The organism is Variovorax sp. CF313, assembly GCF_000282635.1.
In the GTDB taxonomy this organism is placed as follows: Bacteria; Pseudomonadota; Gammaproteobacteria; order Burkholderiales; family Burkholderiaceae_C; genus Variovorax.
In genome coordinates, this window is sequence record NZ_AKIW01000074.1 from 36,414 (window position 1) to 54,548 (window position 18,135).

17 protein-coding genes are annotated in these 18,135 nt (G+C 67.8%); 15 read left to right on the plus strand and 2 right to left on the minus strand.

Features of this window, described 5'->3' with window-relative positions; genetic code table 11:
* Positions 1-45: 45 nt before the first annotated feature.
* The 6 genes from PMI12_RS18330 (at position 46) to PMI12_RS18355 (ending at position 7,774) form a co-directional block, all read left to right on the plus strand.
* On the plus strand, positions 46-1,656 hold the full coding sequence (locus tag PMI12_RS18330; protein ID WP_007835439.1) for an acyl-CoA carboxylase subunit beta: 1,611 nt from the start codon (positions 46-48) through the stop codon (positions 1,654-1,656).
* Positions 1,653-3,602, plus strand: a complete 1,950-nt coding sequence (locus PMI12_RS18335) for an acetyl/propionyl/methylcrotonyl-CoA carboxylase subunit alpha (protein ID WP_007835440.1) — start codon at positions 1,653-1,655, stop codon at positions 3,600-3,602. The genes PMI12_RS18330 and PMI12_RS18335 overlap by 4 nt, the downstream gene beginning before the upstream one ends.
* A gap of 37 nt (positions 3,603-3,639) precedes the next feature.
* Positions 3,640-4,554, plus strand: a complete 915-nt coding sequence (locus PMI12_RS18340) for an SDR family oxidoreductase (RefSeq protein ID WP_007835441.1) — start codon at positions 3,640-3,642, stop codon at positions 4,552-4,554.
* A 15-nt stretch (positions 4,555-4,569) separates the two neighbouring features.
* A complete protein-coding gene (locus PMI12_RS18345; RefSeq protein ID WP_007835443.1) occupies positions 4,570-5,730 on the plus strand; it encodes an acyl-CoA dehydrogenase family protein in 1,161 nt (386 codons plus the stop codon).
* A 7-nt stretch (positions 5,731-5,737) separates the two neighbouring features.
* Entirely contained in the window at positions 5,738-6,901 is a 1,164-nt protein-coding gene (locus PMI12_RS18350) for an acyl-CoA dehydrogenase family protein (RefSeq protein WP_007835446.1), read from the plus strand.
* 165 nt (positions 6,902-7,066) lie between these two features.
* Positions 7,067-7,774, plus strand: coding sequence for a slipin family protein (locus PMI12_RS18355; RefSeq protein WP_413331817.1), 708 nt, complete (start codon positions 7,067-7,069; stop codon positions 7,772-7,774).
* A gap of 16 nt (positions 7,775-7,790) precedes the next feature.
* On the opposite strand, the gene PMI12_RS18360 is transcribed toward PMI12_RS18355, so the two are convergent.
* Positions 7,791-9,068 (minus strand): DEAD/DEAH box helicase, encoded by a 1,278-nt coding sequence (locus tag PMI12_RS18360; RefSeq protein ID WP_007835450.1) that lies wholly within the window; start codon positions 9,066-9,068, stop codon positions 7,791-7,793.
* Between the two features lie 44 nt (positions 9,069-9,112).
* Here PMI12_RS18360 and PMI12_RS18365 point away from each other — a divergent pair, with 44 nt between their 5' ends.
* The 5 genes from PMI12_RS18365 to PMI12_RS18385 all read left to right on the plus strand — a co-directional run bounded on the left by PMI12_RS18365 (position 9,113) and on the right by PMI12_RS18385 (position 12,526).
* Complete coding sequence (locus PMI12_RS18365) at positions 9,113-9,487, plus strand: translation initiation factor Sui1 (RefSeq protein WP_007835451.1); 375 nt, start codon at positions 9,113-9,115, stop codon at positions 9,485-9,487.
* A 6-nt stretch (positions 9,488-9,493) separates the two neighbouring features.
* Positions 9,494-9,730, plus strand: coding sequence for a DUF3820 family protein (locus PMI12_RS18370; protein WP_007835452.1), 237 nt, complete (start codon positions 9,494-9,496; stop codon positions 9,728-9,730).
* 181 nt (positions 9,731-9,911) lie between these two features.
* Positions 9,912-10,316 carry an RNA recognition motif domain-containing protein gene (locus PMI12_RS18375; protein ID WP_007835453.1) on the plus strand — a complete coding sequence of 135 codons (405 nt, stop codon included), beginning with the start codon at positions 9,912-9,914 and terminating at the stop codon, positions 10,314-10,316.
* 196 nt (positions 10,317-10,512) lie between these two features.
* The gene (locus PMI12_RS18380; protein ID WP_007835454.1) at positions 10,513-11,001 is read left to right on the plus strand and encodes a tripartite tricarboxylate transporter TctB family protein; all 489 of its coding nucleotides are present in this window, start codon (positions 10,513-10,515) and stop codon (positions 10,999-11,001) included.
* 13 nt (positions 11,002-11,014) lie between these two features.
* Positions 11,015-12,526, plus strand: coding sequence for a tripartite tricarboxylate transporter permease (locus PMI12_RS18385; protein WP_007835456.1), 1,512 nt, complete (start codon positions 11,015-11,017; stop codon positions 12,524-12,526).
* A gap of 134 nt (positions 12,527-12,660) precedes the next feature.
* Here PMI12_RS18385 and PMI12_RS18390 read toward each other — a convergent pair whose 3' ends face one another.
* Positions 12,661-13,587 (minus strand): LysR family transcriptional regulator, encoded by a 927-nt coding sequence (locus PMI12_RS18390; protein ID WP_007835458.1) that lies wholly within the window; start codon positions 13,585-13,587, stop codon positions 12,661-12,663.
* A gap of 95 nt (positions 13,588-13,682) precedes the next feature.
* Between PMI12_RS18390 and PMI12_RS18395 the strand changes: the two genes are divergently transcribed.
* From PMI12_RS18395 to PMI12_RS18410, 4 genes are read left to right on the plus strand one after another with little or no spacing between them, the layout of a single operon-like run.
* Complete coding sequence (locus tag PMI12_RS18395; protein WP_007835460.1) at positions 13,683-14,654, plus strand: Bug family tripartite tricarboxylate transporter substrate binding protein; 972 nt, start codon at positions 13,683-13,685, stop codon at positions 14,652-14,654.
* 16 nt (positions 14,655-14,670) lie between these two features.
* Positions 14,671-16,284: a gamma-glutamyltransferase family protein gene (locus PMI12_RS18400; protein WP_007835462.1), complete on the plus strand. Its 1,614-nt coding sequence runs from the start codon at positions 14,671-14,673 to the stop codon at positions 16,282-16,284.
* Between the two features lie 21 nt (positions 16,285-16,305).
* The gene (locus PMI12_RS18405; RefSeq protein WP_007835467.1) at positions 16,306-17,268 is read left to right on the plus strand and encodes a DMT family transporter; all 963 of its coding nucleotides are present in this window, start codon (positions 16,306-16,308) and stop codon (positions 17,266-17,268) included.
* Between the two features lie 10 nt (positions 17,269-17,278).
* Positions 17,279-18,073, plus strand: coding sequence for an SDR family oxidoreductase (locus tag PMI12_RS18410; RefSeq protein WP_007835469.1), 795 nt, complete (start codon positions 17,279-17,281; stop codon positions 18,071-18,073).
* Positions 18,074-18,135: the final 62 nt, after the last annotated feature.

The window sequence follows — 18,135 nt, forward strand, 5'->3', positions numbered from 1 at the left end:
TAGAGTCGATGCAGAGCGAAAACAAGCGACCTGCACGGACTCCACATGCCAGTCATCGAATCCCGGCTGCAAACGGCCAGCGACACCTTCCAGGCCAACCGCACCGGCATGCTCGCGCTGCTCGGCCAGGTGCGCGGGCACGAGGCCCGCGCCGTGGCCGCCTCCGGCGCCTCGGCCGAGCGCTTCGCCAAGCGCGGACAGCTGCTGCCGCGCGAGCGCCTCGCGCTGCTGCTCGACACGGGCGCGCCCTTCCTGCCGCTGGCCTCGCTCGCGGGGCTGGGGCATGACGACCCCGATCTGGCCAGGAGCGTGCCGGGCGGCGGCCTGATCTCCGGCATCGGCCAGGTGTCGGGCGTGCGCTGCATGGTCAGCGCCTCCGACTCGGGCATCGATGCCGGCGCGCTGCAGCCCATGGGCCTGGACAAGCAGCTGCGCGTGCAGGAGATCGCGCTCGAGAACAAGCTGCCCTACGTGCAGCTGGTGGAAAGCGCCGGCGCCAACCTCATGCAATACCGCGTGCAGGACTTCGTGCGCGGCGGCAACATCTTCCGCAACCTCGCGCGGCTGTCGGCCGCGGGGCTGCCGGTGGTGACGGTGACGCACGGCTCCTCGACCGCGGGCGGCGCCTACCAGACCGGGCTGTCCGACTACATCGTGATGGTGCGCGACCGCACGCGGGCCTTTCTCGCGGGGCCGCCGCTGCTGAAGGCGGCCACCGGCGAGATCGCGACCGAAGAAGAGCTGGGCGGCGCCGTAATGCACACGCACATCTCGGGCCTGGGCGACTACCTGGCGGAAGACGACCGCGACGCCATCCGCATCGCGCGCGCCATCCTCGGCGGCATCGACTGGGCGCGCGACGAAGAGCCGCGCCGGTTCGCGCCGCCGCGCTACGACGCCGAAGACCTGCTCGGCATCATGCCGAGCGACGGCCGCCGGCCGGTGGACATGCGCGAAGTCATCGCGCGCATCGCCGACGGCTCCGAGTTCCTGGCGTTCGGCGAGCACTACGGCAGCGCCACCGTCTGCGGCCACATCCGGCTCGAAGGGCATGCGGTGGGCATCGTCACCAACAACGGCCCCATCGACTCCGACGGCGCGACCAAGGCCACGCACTTCATCCAGGCCTGCTGCCAGTCGCGCACGCCCATCGTCTACCTGCAGAACATCACGGGCTACATGGTGGGCCGCGCGCACGAGGAGGCCGGCATCATCAAGCATGGCGCGAAGATGATCCAGGCCGTGACCAGCGCGACGGTGCCGCAGATCACGCTGCATTGCGGCGCCTCGTACGGCGCCGGCAACTACGGCATGTGCGGCCGCGGCTTCGCGCCGCGCTTCTGCTTCTCGTGGCCCAACGCGCGCACCGCGGTGATGGGCGGCGAGCAGGCGGCGAAGACCATGGCCATCGTGATGGAGGCCGGCATGGCACGAAAGGGCGCGGTCGATCACGCGAAGATCGAGGCGATGCAGCAGCAGGTCGTCGAGCGCTTCGAGAGCCAGATGAGCGTGTTCACGACCAGCGCGCTGCTGCTGGACGACGGCGTGATCGATCCACGCGACACGCGCGCAGTGCTGGCCGAAGTTCTTTCCGTGTGCCGCGATGCCGATGCGCGCGTGCCGCAGGCCATGCAGTTCTCGGTGGCACGGCCATGAGCAGCGCGTTCCACAAGATCCTGATCGCGAACCGCGGCGAGATCGCGGTGCGCGTGATGCGCACCGCGCGCGCCATGGGCTGCCGCACGGTGGCCGTGTATTCGAGCGCCGACGCGGATGCTGAACACGTGCGGCAGGCCGACGAGGCGGTGTGGATCGGCGAGTCGCTGCCCGCGCAGAGCTACCTGAACATCGCCGCGATCGTCGAGGCCGCGCATGCGAGCGGCGCCAATGCGGTGCACCCGGGCTACGGCTTCCTCGCGGAGAACGCGGCATTCGCACAGGCCTGCCGCGATACGGGGCTGGCCTTCATCGGGCCATCGCCCGAAGCCATCCGCGCGATGGGCGACAAGGCCGGCGCCAAGCGGCTGATGCAGGCGGCGGGCGTGCCATGCATTCCGGGCTACCAGGGCGAAGACCAGCGCACGGAAAAGCTCGCGGCCGAGGCGGCGCGCATCGGCTGGCCCGTGATGATCAAGGCGACCGCGGGCGGCGGCGGGCGCGGCATGCGGCTCATCACCTCGGCGGCCAACTTCGCCGAGCAGTTGCACAGCGCGCAATCCGAAGCGCTCAATGCCTTCGGCGATGCCTCCGTGATCTTGGAGCGCGCCATCATCGCGCCGCGCCACATCGAGATCCAGGTGTTCGCCGACCGGCACGGCAACGTCATCCACCTCGGCGAACGCGACTGCTCGGTGCAGCGGCGGCACCAGAAGGTGATCGAGGAAGCGCCCTCGCCGGCCGTGTCCGACGCGCTGCGCGAACGCATGGGCGCGACCGCCGTCGCGGCGGCGAAAGCCATCGCCTACGAAGGCGCGGGCACATTGGAATTTCTGCTCGATGCAGAGGGCCAGTACTGGTTCATGGAAATGAACACGCGCCTGCAGGTGGAGCACCCGGTGACCGAAGCAGTGACGGGCCTCGACCTGGTCGAGCTGCAATTGCGCGTCGCGGCCGGTGAGCCCCTGCCCTTGACGCAGCAGGACGTGCGCATCGCCGGCCACGCCATCGAGGTGCGTCTGTGCGCCGAAGACCCACGGCAGGGCTTCCTGCCGCAAAGTGGTGCGCTCGCGGCATGGCGGCCTTCGCCCGCGCTGCGCACCGAGCACGCCTTGCGCGACGGTGCCGCCGTGCCGCCCTTCTACGACTCGATGATTGCCAAGCTCGTGGCGCACGGCCGCACGCGCGAGGAAGCCCGGCAGCGGCTGGCCGCGGGCCTGCAGGACACGGTGGCGCTCGGCCTCTCGACCAACCAGCAACTGCTGCAGCGTGCACTGTCGCACGATGTGTTCGCGAGCGGCGCGGCAACGACCGCCTTCATCGGCGATCACCTCGAATCGCTGCTTGCCGCGGATGCCGTCAACGAAACCCGCGCTGCATTGCTGGCGGCGCTGTTGCTGCAACTGGGCGAGCGCGGCCGGCCCTCGCCGCTGGCGCACAAGCTTCCCAATTCCCTGCGCTTCTCGCTCGACGGCGTGGTGCGTGCGGCCCGCGTGACACCGCGTGGTGCCGGCCGATTCGACATCGCACTGGACGGCGCAGCCCCCGTGCAGCTCGCATTGCTCGCACTGCCTGGCGACGGCGGCCTGCGCTTCTCGTGCGGCGGGCTGGCCGAGCAGGCGTTCGTCGCGCGGCAAGCCGAACGCGTGGATTTCCACTTTCGCGGCCAGTCGTTCCGATTGGAGAACCTCACGCACGTCGCGGTGGCGCGCACCGACGGCACCGACAGCGACGGCCTGCTGCGCGCCTCCATGAACGGCCGGGTGATCGCGCTGCTCGTGGCCGAAGGCGATGCGGTCGCTGCGGGCCAGCCGCTGGTCACGCTCGAGGCGATGAAGATGGAGCACGTCCATTGCGCGCCGCGCGCCGGCCGCGTCGCCCTGCATGTCGCGGTGGGCGCGCAGGTGGCCGCGCGCCATGTGGTCGCGCAGGTCGCGGACGCATGACGGCGACGGCTCCTGCCAATTTCCGAAGGTCATTCGCATGAACGCCCCCTCCTCCCGCTACCGCTCCGTCTTCGCGCCCGGCCTGTTCGACGGACAGGTCATCGTTGTCACCGGCGGCGGCTCCGGCATCGGCCGCTGCACCGCGCACGAGCTTGCCGCGCTCGGCGCGCAGGTGGTGCTGGTCGGCCGCAAGCCCGAGAAGCTCGAGCAGGTGAAGGCCGAGATCGAAGCCAGCGGCGGCAAGGCAACCACGCAGGCCTTCGACATCCGGCAGGAGGAAGCGGTGCGCGCGGCCATCGCCGCTGTCATTTCCACCCACGGCCGCATCGACGGCCTGGTGAACAACGCGGGCGGCCAGTACATCACGCCGCTCGCCGCGATCACGGCCAAGGGTTGGGAGGCGGTGATCCACACCAACCTCACGGGCGGCTTCCTGGTCGCGCGCGAGTGCTACGTGCAAAGCATGCAGGCCAACGGCGGCGCCATCGTCAACATCGTGGCCGATATCTGGGGCTCGATGCCCAACATGGGCCACAGCGGCGCGGCGCGCGCCGGCATGGTGAGCTTCACCGAGACCGCCGCGCTCGAATGGGCCGCGAGCGGCGTGCGCGTGAACGCGGTGGCGCCGGGCTACATCGCGTCCAGCGGCATGGACCATTACCCGCCCGAGGCCGGCGGCATGTTGCGCGCCATGCGCAACACCGTGCCGGCGGGCCGTTTCGGCAACGAGGCCGAGACCTCCGCCGCCATCGCCTTCCTGCTGAGCCCCGCTGCCAGCTTCATCAGCGGCAGCGTGCTGCGCGTGGACGGCGCGCGGCCGCAGGTGCGCATGGGCTGGCCAATGGAGATTCCCGATGCGCAGACACAGCAGCGCGCGGCGGTAAGGCCTTTCGACGGCTTTCACCTCGCACAGACGCCGCGCGTGTTCCAGAACGACGAGCCCAACGACTGATTGGAGACAAGCGACATGCAGTACACCCACGAACACCTCGAGATCCAGAAGACCCTGCGCCGCTTCATCGACGAAGAGATCAACCCGCACGTGGACGAATGGGAAGAGGCAGAGATCTTCCCCGCGCACGAGGTCTTCAAGAAGCTCGGCAACCTGGGCATGCTGGGGCTGAACAAGCCCGAGGCCTTCGGCGGCGCGGGGCTCGACTACTCGTATGCGATGGCGATGGCCGAGGCGCTCGGCCACGTGAGTTGCGGCGGCGTGCCGATGGCCATCGGCGTGCAGACCGACATGTGCACGCCCGCGCTCGCGCGCTTCGGCAGCGACGAACTGCGCCACGAATTCCTCGTGCCCGCCATTGCCGGCGACACGGTCGGCTGCATCGGCGTGAGCGAGCCCGGCGCGGGCAGCGATGTGGCGGGCCTCAAGAGCCACGCGCGCAAGGACGGCGACGACTACCTCATCAGCGGCCAGAAGATGTGGATCACCAACAGCCTGCAGGCCGACTGGATGTGCATGCTGGTCAACACCAGCGACGGACCGGTTCACCGCAACAAGTCGCTCGTGATGGTGCCGATGGACAGCCCCGGCATCGAGAAGGCGAAGAAGATCCGCAAGATCGGCATGAACTCTAGCGACACCGGGCTCATCTACTTCGACAACGTGCGTGTGCCGCAACGCTTTCGCATCGGCGAGGAAGGCCAGGGCTTCGTCTACCAGATGCAGCAGTTCCAGGAAGAGCGCCTGTGGGCCGCCGCGAGTTCGCTGGAGCCGATGGAAGACTGCATCGCGCAGACCATCGAGTGGGCGCAGCAGCGCCACATGTTCGGCGCCACGCTGGCCGACCAGCAGTGGGTGCAGTTCAAGCTGGCCGAACTCAAGACCGAGGTGGAAGCGCTGCGCGCGCTGACCTACCGTGCCTGCGACCTGCATGTGCAGGGCGAGGACGTTCTCGAGCTCGCGTCGATGGCCAAGCTCAAGACCGGCCGCCTCACGCGGCAGGTGGCCGACACCTGCCTGCAGTTCTGGGGCGGCATGGGCTTCACGCTCGAGAACCGCGTCTCGCGCCTGTACCGCGACGGCCGGCTCGGCTCCATCGGCGGTGGCGCGGACGAGGTCATGCTCGGCATCCTCGCAAAGACAATGGGCATCGCGAAGCGGCCGCCGCGCGGCTGAGGCGCCCATGGACGCCGAACTGCAAGCCGACCGCGCGGCGCTCGCCGACACGGTGCGGCGCCTTGCCGAAAGCGAGATCGCGCCGAACGTGCAGGCCTGGGACGAAGCGGGCGAGTTTCCGCGCGCGCTCTACGCACGCGCCGCCGAACTGGGATTGCTCGGACTGGGTTACCCCGAAGACCTGGGCGGTACGCCCGCCTCGTATTCGCTCAAGCTGCCCGCATGGGTCGTACTCGCGCGCCACGGCAAGAGCGGCGGTGTGCTCGCAAGCCTGTTCTCGCACAACATTGGATTGCCGCCCGTGGTGCTGCATGCGGGCGATGCGGTGCGCCGCGAGGTCGTGCCGCCGGTGCTGCGCGGCGAGAAGATCGCCGCGCTCGCCATCACCGAGCCCGGCGGGGGCTCCGACGTGGCCGCGCTGCGCACCACCGCAAGGCGCGAGGGCGATCACTACGTGGTGAACGGCGAGAAGACCTTCATCACCTCGGGCATGCGCGCCGACTGGATCACGGTGGCCGTGCGCACCGGCGAAGGGCGCGGCGCGAGCGGCATCTCGATGCTCCTCGTGCCCGGCGATGCGCCCGGCCTTTCGCGCACGCGCCTCGCGAAGATGGGCTGGCTGTGCTCCGACACCGCGACGCTGCATTTCGACAACGTGCGCGTGCCGGCGCGCTACCTGCTCGGCAACGAAGGTGCGGGCTTCCGCATGGTCATGGGCAACTTCAACGGCGAGCGCATCGGGCTCGCGGCGGGCGCACTCGGCTTCTCGCAGGCCTGCCTCGACGAGGCGCTGGCCTGGGCGCGCGATCGCAGGACATTCGGTGCCGCGCTCATCGAGCACCAGGCGGTGCGCCACAAGCTGGTCGACATGCAGATGCGCATCGCCTCCACCGAGGCGTGGATCGAGGCGGTTTCGGCCGAAGGCGACGCGCACGAAGCGGCCGGGCGCTTCAACGCACCCGAATGGGTCGCGCAGGTCTGCATGCTGAAGAACCATGCGACGCAGACCATGCAGTTCTGCGCCGACCAGGCGGTGCAGATCCTCGGCGGCATGGGCTTCATGCGCGGCACGGTGAGCGAGCGCATCTACCGCGAGGTGAAGGTGATGATGATCGGCGGCGGGGCCGAGGAGATCATGAAGGAACTGGCGGCCAGGCAGATGGGCTGGTAGGCGCACGCCTACAAAAGGCGCCGGACCGATCCCTGTTCGGTGCCTGTCTGGAACGCTTGCGCCATGCGCGTGTCGAACAATCCAGCGGCCCTTGCCGGGTCGCAGGAGACCACCATGTTCTCTTTCACTTACGGCATCGGCGCCGTCGTTCTCGTGTTGCTGGTGATGCTGGCCTTTTCCGCCATCTGGATCTTCCGCGAATACGAGCGAGGCATCGTGTTTACGCTGGGGCGTTTCACGCGGGTCGCGGGCCCCGGGCTGGTGATCGTGATACCGGCCATCCAGCAGGTGGTGCGCGTCGACCTGCGCACCGTGGTGCTCGAAGTGCCGACGCAGGACGTGATCTCGCGCGACAACGTGTCGGTCAAGGTCAGCGCGGTCGTCTACTTCCGCATCGTCGACGCAGAGAAGGCCATCATCCAGGTCAAGGATTTCTTCAACGCCACCAGCCAGCTGGCCCAGACCACGCTGCGCTCGGTGCTCGGCAAGCACCAGCTCGACGACATGCTGGCCGAGCGCGAGAAGCTCAACCTCGACGTGCGCGAGTCGCTGGACGTGCAGACGGCGTCATGGGGCATCAAGGTGTCGAACGTGGAGATCAAGCAGATCGACCTCACCGAATCGATGGTGCGCGCCATCGCGCGGCAGGCGGAGGCCGAACGCGAGCGGCGCGCCAAGGTGATCCACGCCGAGGGCGAGTTGCAGGCCTCGGAAAAGCTGTTCCAGGCCGCGCGCGTGCTGGCGCAGGAGCCGCAGGCCATCCAGCTGCGCTACCTGGAGACGCTGACGGTGATCGGCGCGGACAAGAACACGACCATCGTGTTTCCGCTGCCGGTGGACCTGCTGACGAGCTTCCTGGGCAAGCGTTCCTAGCCTGCGCGGCACTGGGTCAGTCGTTCTTCTCGGGCGTTTCGCCCCGTGCAGCCGCAAGCGCGGCCGCCGCGCGCAGCTTGTCCTTCTTGCTCGGCCGCTTGCCCTTGACGCCGCCGGTACCCGACGCATCGACCACGGGCACTGCCACCTCCGTCGGCTCGAAGCCTTCGACGCGTTCGCGCGGCAGGCTCAGCCCCTGTCGCTTCTCGATCAGCCGGAAGTGCGCCTCGGTGGCCGCGCTCACGAAACTGATCGCCAGTCCGCTCTCGCCCGCGCGGCCGGTGCGGCCGATGCGGTGGATGTAGTCGGTCGGCGAGCGCGGCAGGTCGTAGTTGATGACCACGGGCAGCTGCGCGATGTCGATGCCGCGCGCTGCGAGGTCGGTGGCGATCACCACGTCCCAGCGGCTCTGCTTGAACTGCGAAAGGATGTCGGTGCGCGTGCCCTGCGCGATGTCGCCGTGGAAGGGCACGGCGTAGATGCCGTTCTTGTAGAGCTTCTCGGCCACGGTCTGCGCCGCATGCTGCGTGGCGACGAAGACCAGCACGCGATCCCATTCGCCTTCGTGCTGCTTCAGCAGATGGCGCAGCAACTGCGTGCGGCGGATGGCGTCGACCTCGATCACGCGCTGCACGATGTTCGGCTCGGTGCCGGGCTCGCCCTGCACGTCGACGACGGCCGGATCGCGCAGCATGCCGTCGGCCAGCGCCTGGATGGCGCTCGGGAAGGTGGCGGAGAACAGCAGGTTCTGGCGCTGCTTCGGCAAGAGCGCGAGGATGCGGCCGAGCTCTTCGGCAAAGCCGAGGTCGAACAGGCGGTCGGCCTCGTCGAGCACCAGCGTCGACACGGCATCGAGCTTGAGCGCGTTGTGGTCGACGAGGTCGAGCAGCCGGCCCGGCGTGGCGACGACGATGTCGGCGCCGCCGCGCAGGCTCATCATCTGCGGGTTGATCGACACGCCGCCGAAGGCGACGACGATCTTCAGGCGCTCGGGCAGGTGCTGCGCCAAGCTGCGCATGGTCTCGCCCACCTGGGCCGCGAGCTCGCGCGTGGGCACGAGCACCAGCGCGCGCACGCGGCGCGAGCCCTGTGCGCGCTCGGCGACCAGGCGCTGCAGCAGGGGCAGGGAAAATGCAGCGGTCTTGCCGGAGCCGGTCTGCGCCGAGCCCCGCAGGTCGCGGCCTTGCAGAATCGCGGGGATGGCCGCGGCCTGGATGGCGGTCGGCGCGGCATAGCCGCTTTCGGCGGCGGCCTGCACGAGCGCGGGGGCCAGGCCCAGTGAGTCGAATGGCATGTAAGCAGACACAGAAGAGAAGAAAGACGGATCGGATGTCGACGATGAAACAGCAGCGCAATCAGGCCGGCAGCGCCCTGGTGTACTCCACGGAAGCGGGCGGCCGCATGTGCCCCGGCTGCGGCGAGCCCATGGCCCGGTGCCGCTGCAAGGAGCTCAAGGCGCGCCTGCCGGCCACGGACGGCATTGTCCGCGTATCGCACGAAACCAAGGGACGCAAGGGCAAGGGCGTGACCGTCGTCAAGGGCGTGGCGCTCGATGCGGAAGGCCTCGCGGCGCTCGGCAAGCAGCTGAAAACGGCCTGCGGCTCGGGCGGCACGGTGAAGGATGGCGTGATCGAGATCCAGGGCGACCACCGAGAACTGGTGGTCGCGGCGCTGGTGAAGCAGGGCCACACGGTCAAGCGGGCGGGAGGCTGAGCACCGATGCAACCCGAAGACCTGCAGCGCCTGGTGACGCTCCAAATGCCGTTCGGCAAGCACAAGGGCACGCTGATTGCCGATCTGCCCGGAAATTACCTGACCTGGTTTGCACGCGAGGGTTTTCCCTCAGGAGAAATTGGCCGGCTGCTCGCGCTGATGCATGAAATAGACCACAACGGGCTCTCCGGCCTGCTGAAACCGTTGCGAAACCGCCCATCGGGCCGAGATGTTTCTCAATAACACACGATTTCCCCACGCTTTTTGTAAATCGGGCCGGATAATCCGGCCTACGTGTCTGTGAGCTTTGTCTCCCGTGCACGTAATTCGGTGATCGGTCAGTTTCGCGCCACAGCGCATTTTGTTTGTTGTGATTCTGGGACTCCATCGCTTTGTCTTGTTGGTTTGAATTAGGAGTCCCTCAATGGGCAAGAAACTCTACGTAGGCAACCTCGCCTACTCCGTGCGTGACAACGATCTGGAACAAGCCTTCGGCGAGTTCGGCGCCATCGTCAGCGCCAAGGTCATGATGGAACGTGACACCGGCCGTTCGAAGGGCTTCGGCTTTGTCGAAATGGGTTCGGATGCCGAAGCACTGGCAGCCATCGAAGCCATGAACGGCCACTCGCTGCAGGGCCGCGCCCTGACGGTGAATGAAGCCCGTCCGATGGAAGCTCGTCCCCCCCGTACCGGTGGTGGCGGTGGCTACGGTGGTGGTGGCGGCGGTGGCGGCTACGGCGGTGGTGGTGGCGGCGGCTACGGCGGCGGTGGCCGCAGCGGTGGTGGCGGCGGCTACGGCGGCGGCGGCGGTGGTCGCGGCGGCTACTAAGCCCTTCCCTCCAGAGCCTTCGGGCTTCTGAATGAAAAGCTCCTTCGGGAGCTTTTTTCGTTTCTGCGCCAGGCTCGAGCGCCTTGGTCAGCTCGGCCTAATGAAAACCCGGTAAGCAATAGTCCGTACCTCCGCGGTCAGCCAACAGTCAGCCGCGCAGAACGACCCTCGACCCTTCATATAAGAGGGGCGAGACATGCGCATCAAGAGTCAGGCGGACTTCTTTTCAGGAGTCATGTTCACTGCCGTGGGAGGGGCCTTTGCGATAGGCGCCACCACCTACACCGTCGGCAACGGTGCCCGCATGGGACCGGGTTACTTCCCGCTGATGCTCGGCATCCTGCTGGCCGTCCTCGGCGCCATCATCATGTTCCAGGCGCTGGTGGTCGAAACCCCCACCGGCGACCCGATCGGCAAATGGGCCTGGAAGCCGCTGGCCTTCGTGCTCGGCGCCAACCTCGCCTTCGGCGTGCTGCTGGGCGGCCTGCCCAGCATCGGGCTGCCGGCGATGGGGATGATCATCGCGATCTACGCGCTCACGATCATCTCGAGCATGGCGGGCGAGCACTTCAAGCTGCGCGACGTGCTGATCCTCTCCACCATCCTGGCGGCCGGCAGCTACGTGGCCTTCATCTGGGCGCTGAAGCTCCAGATCCAGGTCTGGCCTACTTTCATTTCGGGTTGAGGAGCGCACCGCCATGGAACTGTTCCACAACCTCGCGACCGGCTTCGGCGTCGCGTTCACCTTCACCAACCTGCTGTACTGCCTGATCGGCTGCATCCTGGGCACGCTGATCGGCGTGCTCCCGGGCATCGGCCCGGTCGCGACCATCGCGATGCTGCTGCCCGCCACGTACGCGCTGCCGCCCGTGTCGGCGCTGATCATGCTGGCCGGCATCTACTACGGCGCGCAGTACGGCGGCTCCACCACTGCGATCCTGGTCAACCTGCCAGGTGAATCCTCGTCGGTGGTGACCGTGATCGACGGCTACCAGATGGCGCGCAAGGGCCGTGCGGGCCCGGCGCTCGCCGCGGCGGGCCTGGGTTCGTTCTTCGCGGGCTGCGTGGGCACGCTGATCCTGGCCGCCTTCGCACCGCCACTGACCGAGCTGGCCTTCAAGTTCGGCCCGGCCGAGTACTTCTCGCTGATGATCCTGGGCCTGATCGGCGCCGTGGTGCTGGCCTCGGGCTCGCTGCTCAAGGCGATCGCGATGATCGTGCTGGGCCTGCTGCTCGGCCTGGTCGGCACCGACGTGAACTCGGGCGTGGCGCGCTACAGCTTCGACATCCCGGAACTCACCGACGGCATCGGCTTCGTGGCCATCGCCATGGGCGTGTTCGGCTATGGCGAAATCATTGCCAACCTCTCGCGCCCCGACGACGAGCGTGAAGTGTTCACCGCCAAGGTCTCGGGCCTGTTCCCGACCAAGGAAGACTTCAAGCGCATGCTGCCCGCAGTGCTTCGCGGCACGGCGCTGGGCGCGGCCCTGGGCATCCTGCCCGGCGGCGGCGCGCTGCTGGCGGCCTTCGCGGCCTACACGATCGAGAAGAAGACCAAGCTGAAACCGGGCGAAGTGCCCTTCGGCAAGGGCAACATCCGCGGCGTGGCGGCTCCCGAGTCGGCCAACAACGCCGGTGCGCAAACCTCCTTCATCCCGCTGCTGACGCTGGGCATTCCGCCCAACGCGGTGATGGCGCTGATGGTGGGCGCGATGACGATCCACAACATCCAGCCGGGCCCGCAGGTCATGACCAGCAATCCCGAGCTGTTCTGGGGCCTGATCGCCTCGATGTGGATCGGCAACGCGATGCTGATCATCCTGAACCTGCCGCTGATCGGCATGTGGATCAAGCTCCTGTCGGTGCCCTACAAGTTCCTGTTCCCGGCGATCGTGCTGTTCTGCGCGATTGGCGTGTACTCGACCAACAACAACACCTTCGACATCTGGATGGTGGGCATCTTCGGCCTGGTGGGCTACAGCTTCTTCAAGCTGGGCTGCGAGCCTGCGCCGCTGCTGCTGGGCTTCATCCTGGGGCCGATGATGGAAGAGAACCTGCGCCGTTCGCTGCTGCTGTCGCGTGGCGACTGGAGCGTGTTCGTGACGCGCCCGATCTCGGCGAGCCTGTTGGCTGCGGCTGCATTGCTGCTTGTGATCGTGCTGCTGCCTGCAGTCAAGTCCAAGCGCGAGGAAGCTTTCGTCGAAGAGTGACGGACAGAGTTCCCTCGCGGGACTTCAGAAAGAACGGCGCTTCGAGCGCCGTTTTTCATTTCTGTGTGCATCGCTTCGGGGCGCCTGCGCAGGGCTCGCTGCTGGTGCTCGCCGATCAAAACCCAGGTCATGTCCTACGGTCTGCTCGCCCGTGGCGGCTTCATGTGCTGTCGCGCCATCGCGAGGAAGGCCATCCCCGCCGGGCTCAGCGGATGCTTGGCCAACCGCACGGCGACCACCGGGTACTCCAGCGCAGGCCGCGTCACGCCCACGGCGCGCAGGTTGCCCGGCATCAGCACCTCCACGTAGCGCGGCAGCAGCGCCACCCCCGCGCCTGACTGGATGAGGCCGAACGCCGTCGACAGCATCGACACGTGATGCACCACGCGCGGGTACACGTTGGCCATGCTTGCGAGCTGGCGGCTCACGGCGCGCCACACGTTGGCGTCGGGGTTGACGTGGATGAACGGCAGTCCCTCCAGGTGCTTGGCATCGACCACCGCGTGCTGCGCCAGCGGATGGTCTTCGCGCACGAACAGGGCCATGCGGTCCGAGAACAGCGGCTCGGTCGCCAGCTCCGAATGCTTCTGGCCGATGTCCGAGCCGAAGCCCAGGTCGGCCTCCTGCGAGAGGATGCGCGAGATCATTTGCTCCGCCGTGCTGTCGAGCAGCGTGGTCGCGAGCGTCGGGTGCTTCTGCGAAAAGCGCCCGAGCAGCGGCGGCAGCAGGGCGCCGGCCGTGAGATGGCCCACCGCGAGCACGATGCGGCCTTCGCGCAGCTGCGACTGCGAGCGGCAGGCGCCCACGGATTCATCGATCAGCCGAAGCGCCCGCACCGCCGTGTCGACCATCATCTGGCCCGCGTTGGTCATGCGGATGCGGCGCCCGCGCACCACCAGAGGCTGCGCCAGCTCTTCTTCCAGCCGCTTGATCAGGTGGCTGATGGCGGGCTGCGTGAGCTGCAATGCCTCGGCCGCGAGCGTGAAGCTGCCCGTCTCGGCCACCGCCGCCAGCGCCCGCAGCTGCTGCAGCGAGATCTCTTCCGCGGTGCTTCTTGTCATAAGCAGTGTTCATAGTTGAATAAGCGGAATTATCTGGCTTGATGCGCCACTGCTGCATAGCATCCACTTCTCGTTCACAGGCACAAATTCCGCACATGAAACGCCTCCAGTTCCTCCAGGCGCTTGCCGTTGCGCTCGGCGTGGCCACCTCGTCCGCCAGCCTCGCGCAGGGCTACCCGAACAAGCCGATTCGCCTGATCGTGCCGTTCCCGGCGGCCGGCGCCACCGACCTCTTCGCCCGCACGCTGGGCCAGAAGATGGGCGACAAGCTCGGCACCACGCTGGTGGTCGACAACAAGCCCGGCGCGGGCGGCGCCATCGGCTCCGACCAGGCCGCCAAGGCCGCGCCCGACGGCTACACGATCCTGCTGGCCACCACCAGCACGCACTCGATCGGCCCGGCCGTCAGCAAGCTGCCCTACGACACGGTGCGAGACTTCACGCCCATCGCGCACGTGGGCGATGCCGCCAGCATCATGCTGGTGCCGGTCAATTCGCCCGCGAAGACGGTGCGCGAGTGGATCGATTACGCGAAGAAGAACCCCGGCAAGCTCAACTACGCGTCGAGCGGCAACGGCACCATCGTGCAGCTCACGGCGGAGCTGTTCAAGGCGCAGGCCGGCGTGTTCGTCACGCACATTCCCTACAAGGGCACGGCGCTGGCGATCCCCGACCTGATCAGCGGCAAGGTCGACGTGCTGTTCGATTCGCTGCCCACCGGCATGCCGCACGTGCGCGACGGCCGCCTGCGTGCGCTGGGCGTCACCTCGCTCAAGCGCAGCCCGCTGGCGCCTGAGCTGCCACCCATCGCCGATACGCTGCCCGGCTACGAGTCGAACACGTGGTTCGGCTTCTATGGTCCGAAGAACCTGCCGGTGGACATCGTCGCGAAAATCAACAAGGCCGCCAACGAGGCGCTGGCCGACCCCGAGGTGAAGGAAAAGCTCGCACGCCTGGGCATCGAGTCCGCGACGCCGGGCACGCCCGAGCAATTCGCGAAGATGGTGGCAGCAGACGCCGCCAAGTGGAAAAAGATCGTGGTCGACCGCAAGATCACCAACGAATAAGGCAAGGCACACCGACATGAACTTCGAATTCAACAATCCGTACCTCTCCACCCGCATCCCGATCTTTGCGCGCAACGTGGTATCGACATCGCACCCGCTGGCCTCGCAGGCCGGGCTGCGCATCCTGCAGCAGGGCGGCAACGCGGTCGATGCGGCCATTGCCACCGCCGCCGTGATGACGCTGGTCGAGCCGGTGAGCAACGGCCTGGGCAGCGATGCCTTCTGCATCCTGTGGGACGGCAAGGAACTGCATGGCCTGAACGCCTCGGGCCCCGCGCCCAAGGCCTGGACGCCCGAATACTTCAAGGCCAAGTATGGCGCCGACGCCACGACGCCGCCGATGCGCGGCATCGACTCGGTCACGGTGCCGGGCGCGGTGCGCGGCTGGGTCGCGCTGAGCGATCGCTTCGGCAAGCTGCCGTTCGCCGACCTGCTGGCCCCGGCCATCGACATCGCCGAGCGCGGCTACCTCGTGCCGCCGGTGGTGCAGGGCAAGTGGGCCGCGGCCACGCCGCTGCTGGGTTCGCAGCCGGGCTTTGCACAGACCTTCCTGCCATGGGGCCGGGCGCCCGCGATCGGCGAGCTGTTCCGCTTCACGGCCGCTGCGCGGGCGCTGAAGGCCATTGCCCGCACCAAGGGCGAGGCCTACTACAACGGCGAGATCGCCGAGGCGCTCGCGAAGTTCTCGAAGGAGCAGGGCGGCGCGCTCACCGTGGCCGATCTCGCGGCCTACCAGCCCGAGTGGGTCAAGCCGATCTCGCGCGACTACCGCGGCCACACGCTGCACGAGATTCCGCCCAACGGCCAGGGCATTGCCGCGTTGATCGCGCTGGGCATCCTCGAGAAGTTCGACATCGCCTCGCTGCCGGTCGATTCGGTCGCCTCGCAGCATCTGCAGATCGAGGCCATGAAGCTGGCCTTCGCCGACGTGTATCGCTACGTGTCGGAGCCATCGTCGATGACGGTGACCCCCGCGCAAATGCTCGATGACGCCTACCTCGCATCGCGTGCGAGACTCATCGACGTGAAAAAGGCGCAGGACTTCAAGGCCGGCAACCCCGTGAAGGGCGGCACCATCTACCTCACCGCAGCGGACGAGCGCGGCATGATGGTGAGCTTCATCCAGAGCAACTACATGGGCTTCGGCTCGGGCTGCGTGGAGCCCGGGTACGGCATCAGCCTGCAGAACCGCGGCCACGGCTTCAGCCTGAAGGCCGAGAGCCCGAACGTGGTGGCACCGGGCAAGCGGCCGTTCCACACCATCATCCCGGCCTTCCTCACGAAGGACGGCCAGCCGGTGATGAGCTTCGGCGTGATGGGCGGCAACATGCAGCCGCAGGGCCACATGCAGACGCTGGTGCGCATGCTCGACTACGGCCAGAACCCGCAGGCCGCGTGCGATGCGCCGCGCTGGCGCTTCAACGCGGGGCTCGAGATCAACGTCGAGGCCGCGATGAACCCGGCCACGGTGCAGGGCCTGCGCGACCTGGGCCACCACCTCGACGTCATCGACGATTCGTACCAGGACTTCGGCGCCGGCCAGTTCATCTGGCGCGCGGGCGAGCCGTCGGTCGAAGGCTACGTGGCCGCCAGCGACCCGCGCCGCGACGGCCTCGCTGCAGGCTACTGAGGATCAAGGGATGATCGGGGAATGAACAAGACAGCCGCATCGATCGGCATTCCCCCTCACCAGGGCGCAAGGAAAGGCGTTGCGTCCGGCCTGATCCTCGCCACACTGGGCGCCATCGCATTCAGCGGCAAGGCCATCATCGTCAAGCTCGCGTACCGCTACGGCGTGGACGCCGTGACGCTCATCATGCTGCGCATGCTGTTCGCGCTGCCGCTGTTCGCGCTCATGGCGTGGTGGGCGGGGCGTGGCAAGCCGGCGCTCACCGGCCGCGACTGGATCGGCGTGATCGGGCTCGGTTTCTCGGGCTACTACCTCGCGAGCTTTCTCGACTTTGCCGGGCTGGCCTACATCTCGGCCGGCTTCGAGCGGCTGATCCTGTATCTCAACCCCACGCTGGTGCTGTTCTTCGGCTGGCTGCTGTACCGGCGCCATCCGACGCGACCGCAGGTGCTGGGCATGCTCGTGAGCTATGCCGGCGTGCTGCTGGTGTTCGGCCACGAACTCTGGACCGGCGGTGGCGGCAAGGGCGGCGGCGCGGCGGCCTGGGGCGCATTCCTGGTCTTCCTGAGCGCGGTGAGCTATGCGGGCTATCTGGTCTACAGCGGCGAGTTCGTCAAGCGCCTCGGGTCGCTCAGGCTCGTGGGCCTGGCGACCACCGTGGCTTGCCTGCTGTGCATCCTGCAGTTCGTGCTGACGCGGCCGATGAGCGCGGCGATGCAGGTGGCGCCCGAGGTGATCTGGCTGTCGGTGCTCAACGCCACGCTGTGCACGGCGGTGCCCGTCCTCATGGTGATGATGGCCATCGAGCGCATCGGCCCTGCGGTGGCCGCGCAAACCGGCATGATCGGGCCGCTGTCGACCATCCTCATGGGGGTGGTCATACTCGGCGAGCCGTTCACCGCGTGGATCGCGGCCGGCACGGTGCTCGTGATCGCGGGCATCTTCGTTTTCACACGCAAGGGGCGCGAAGCCCCTGCACGATAGGAGCGACAACATGGATCTGGGTATCGCAGGCAAGACCGCGCTGGTATGCGGCGCGAGCAAGGGCCTCGGCTACGGCTGCGCCGAAGCGCTGGTGCGCGAAGGCGTCAACGTGGTGATCGTGGCACGCGGTGCCGAGGCGCTGGAAGCGGCGGCGAAGAAGCTGGCCGAAGCGGCGGGTGCATCGGGCGCTGCGTTCGTCAAGCACGTGGCGGCCGACATCACGACCGAAGCCGGCCGCGCGGCGGTGTTCGCACTCGGCCACGACTTCGACATCGTCGTCACCAACGCGGGCGGCCCGCCGCCGGGCGACTTTCGCAACTGGGACCGCGAGGCCTGGATCAAGGCGGTCGACGCGAACATGCTGACGCCGATCGAGCTCATCAAGGCCACGGTCGATGGCATGGCCAAGCGCGGCTTTGGGCGCATCGTCAACATCACGTCGAGCTCGGTGAAGTCGCCCATCGACATCCTCGGCCTGTCGAACGGCGCGCGCAGCGGCCTCACCGGCTTCGTGGCCGGCGTGGCGCGCACGCCCATCGCGGCGCAGGGCGTGACCATCAACAACCTGCTGCCGGGCTCGTTCGACACCGACCGCCTCAAGGGCACGATGGCCGGCGCCGCGCAGAAGTCGGGCCAGGACTTCGACACCGTGTGGGAAGCCCGCAAGAAGAACATCCCGGCCAGGCGCTTCGGCACGCCGGCCGAGTTCGGCGCCATCTGTGCCTTTCTCTGCAGCATGCAGGCCGGCTACATGACCGGCCAGAACGTGCTGGCCGACGGTGGGGCCTACCCGGGCACGTATTGAGCTCGCCCCCAGGCTTCGCGCACTTCGTGTCGCTACTCCCACCCCCTACCGGGGGCAACACC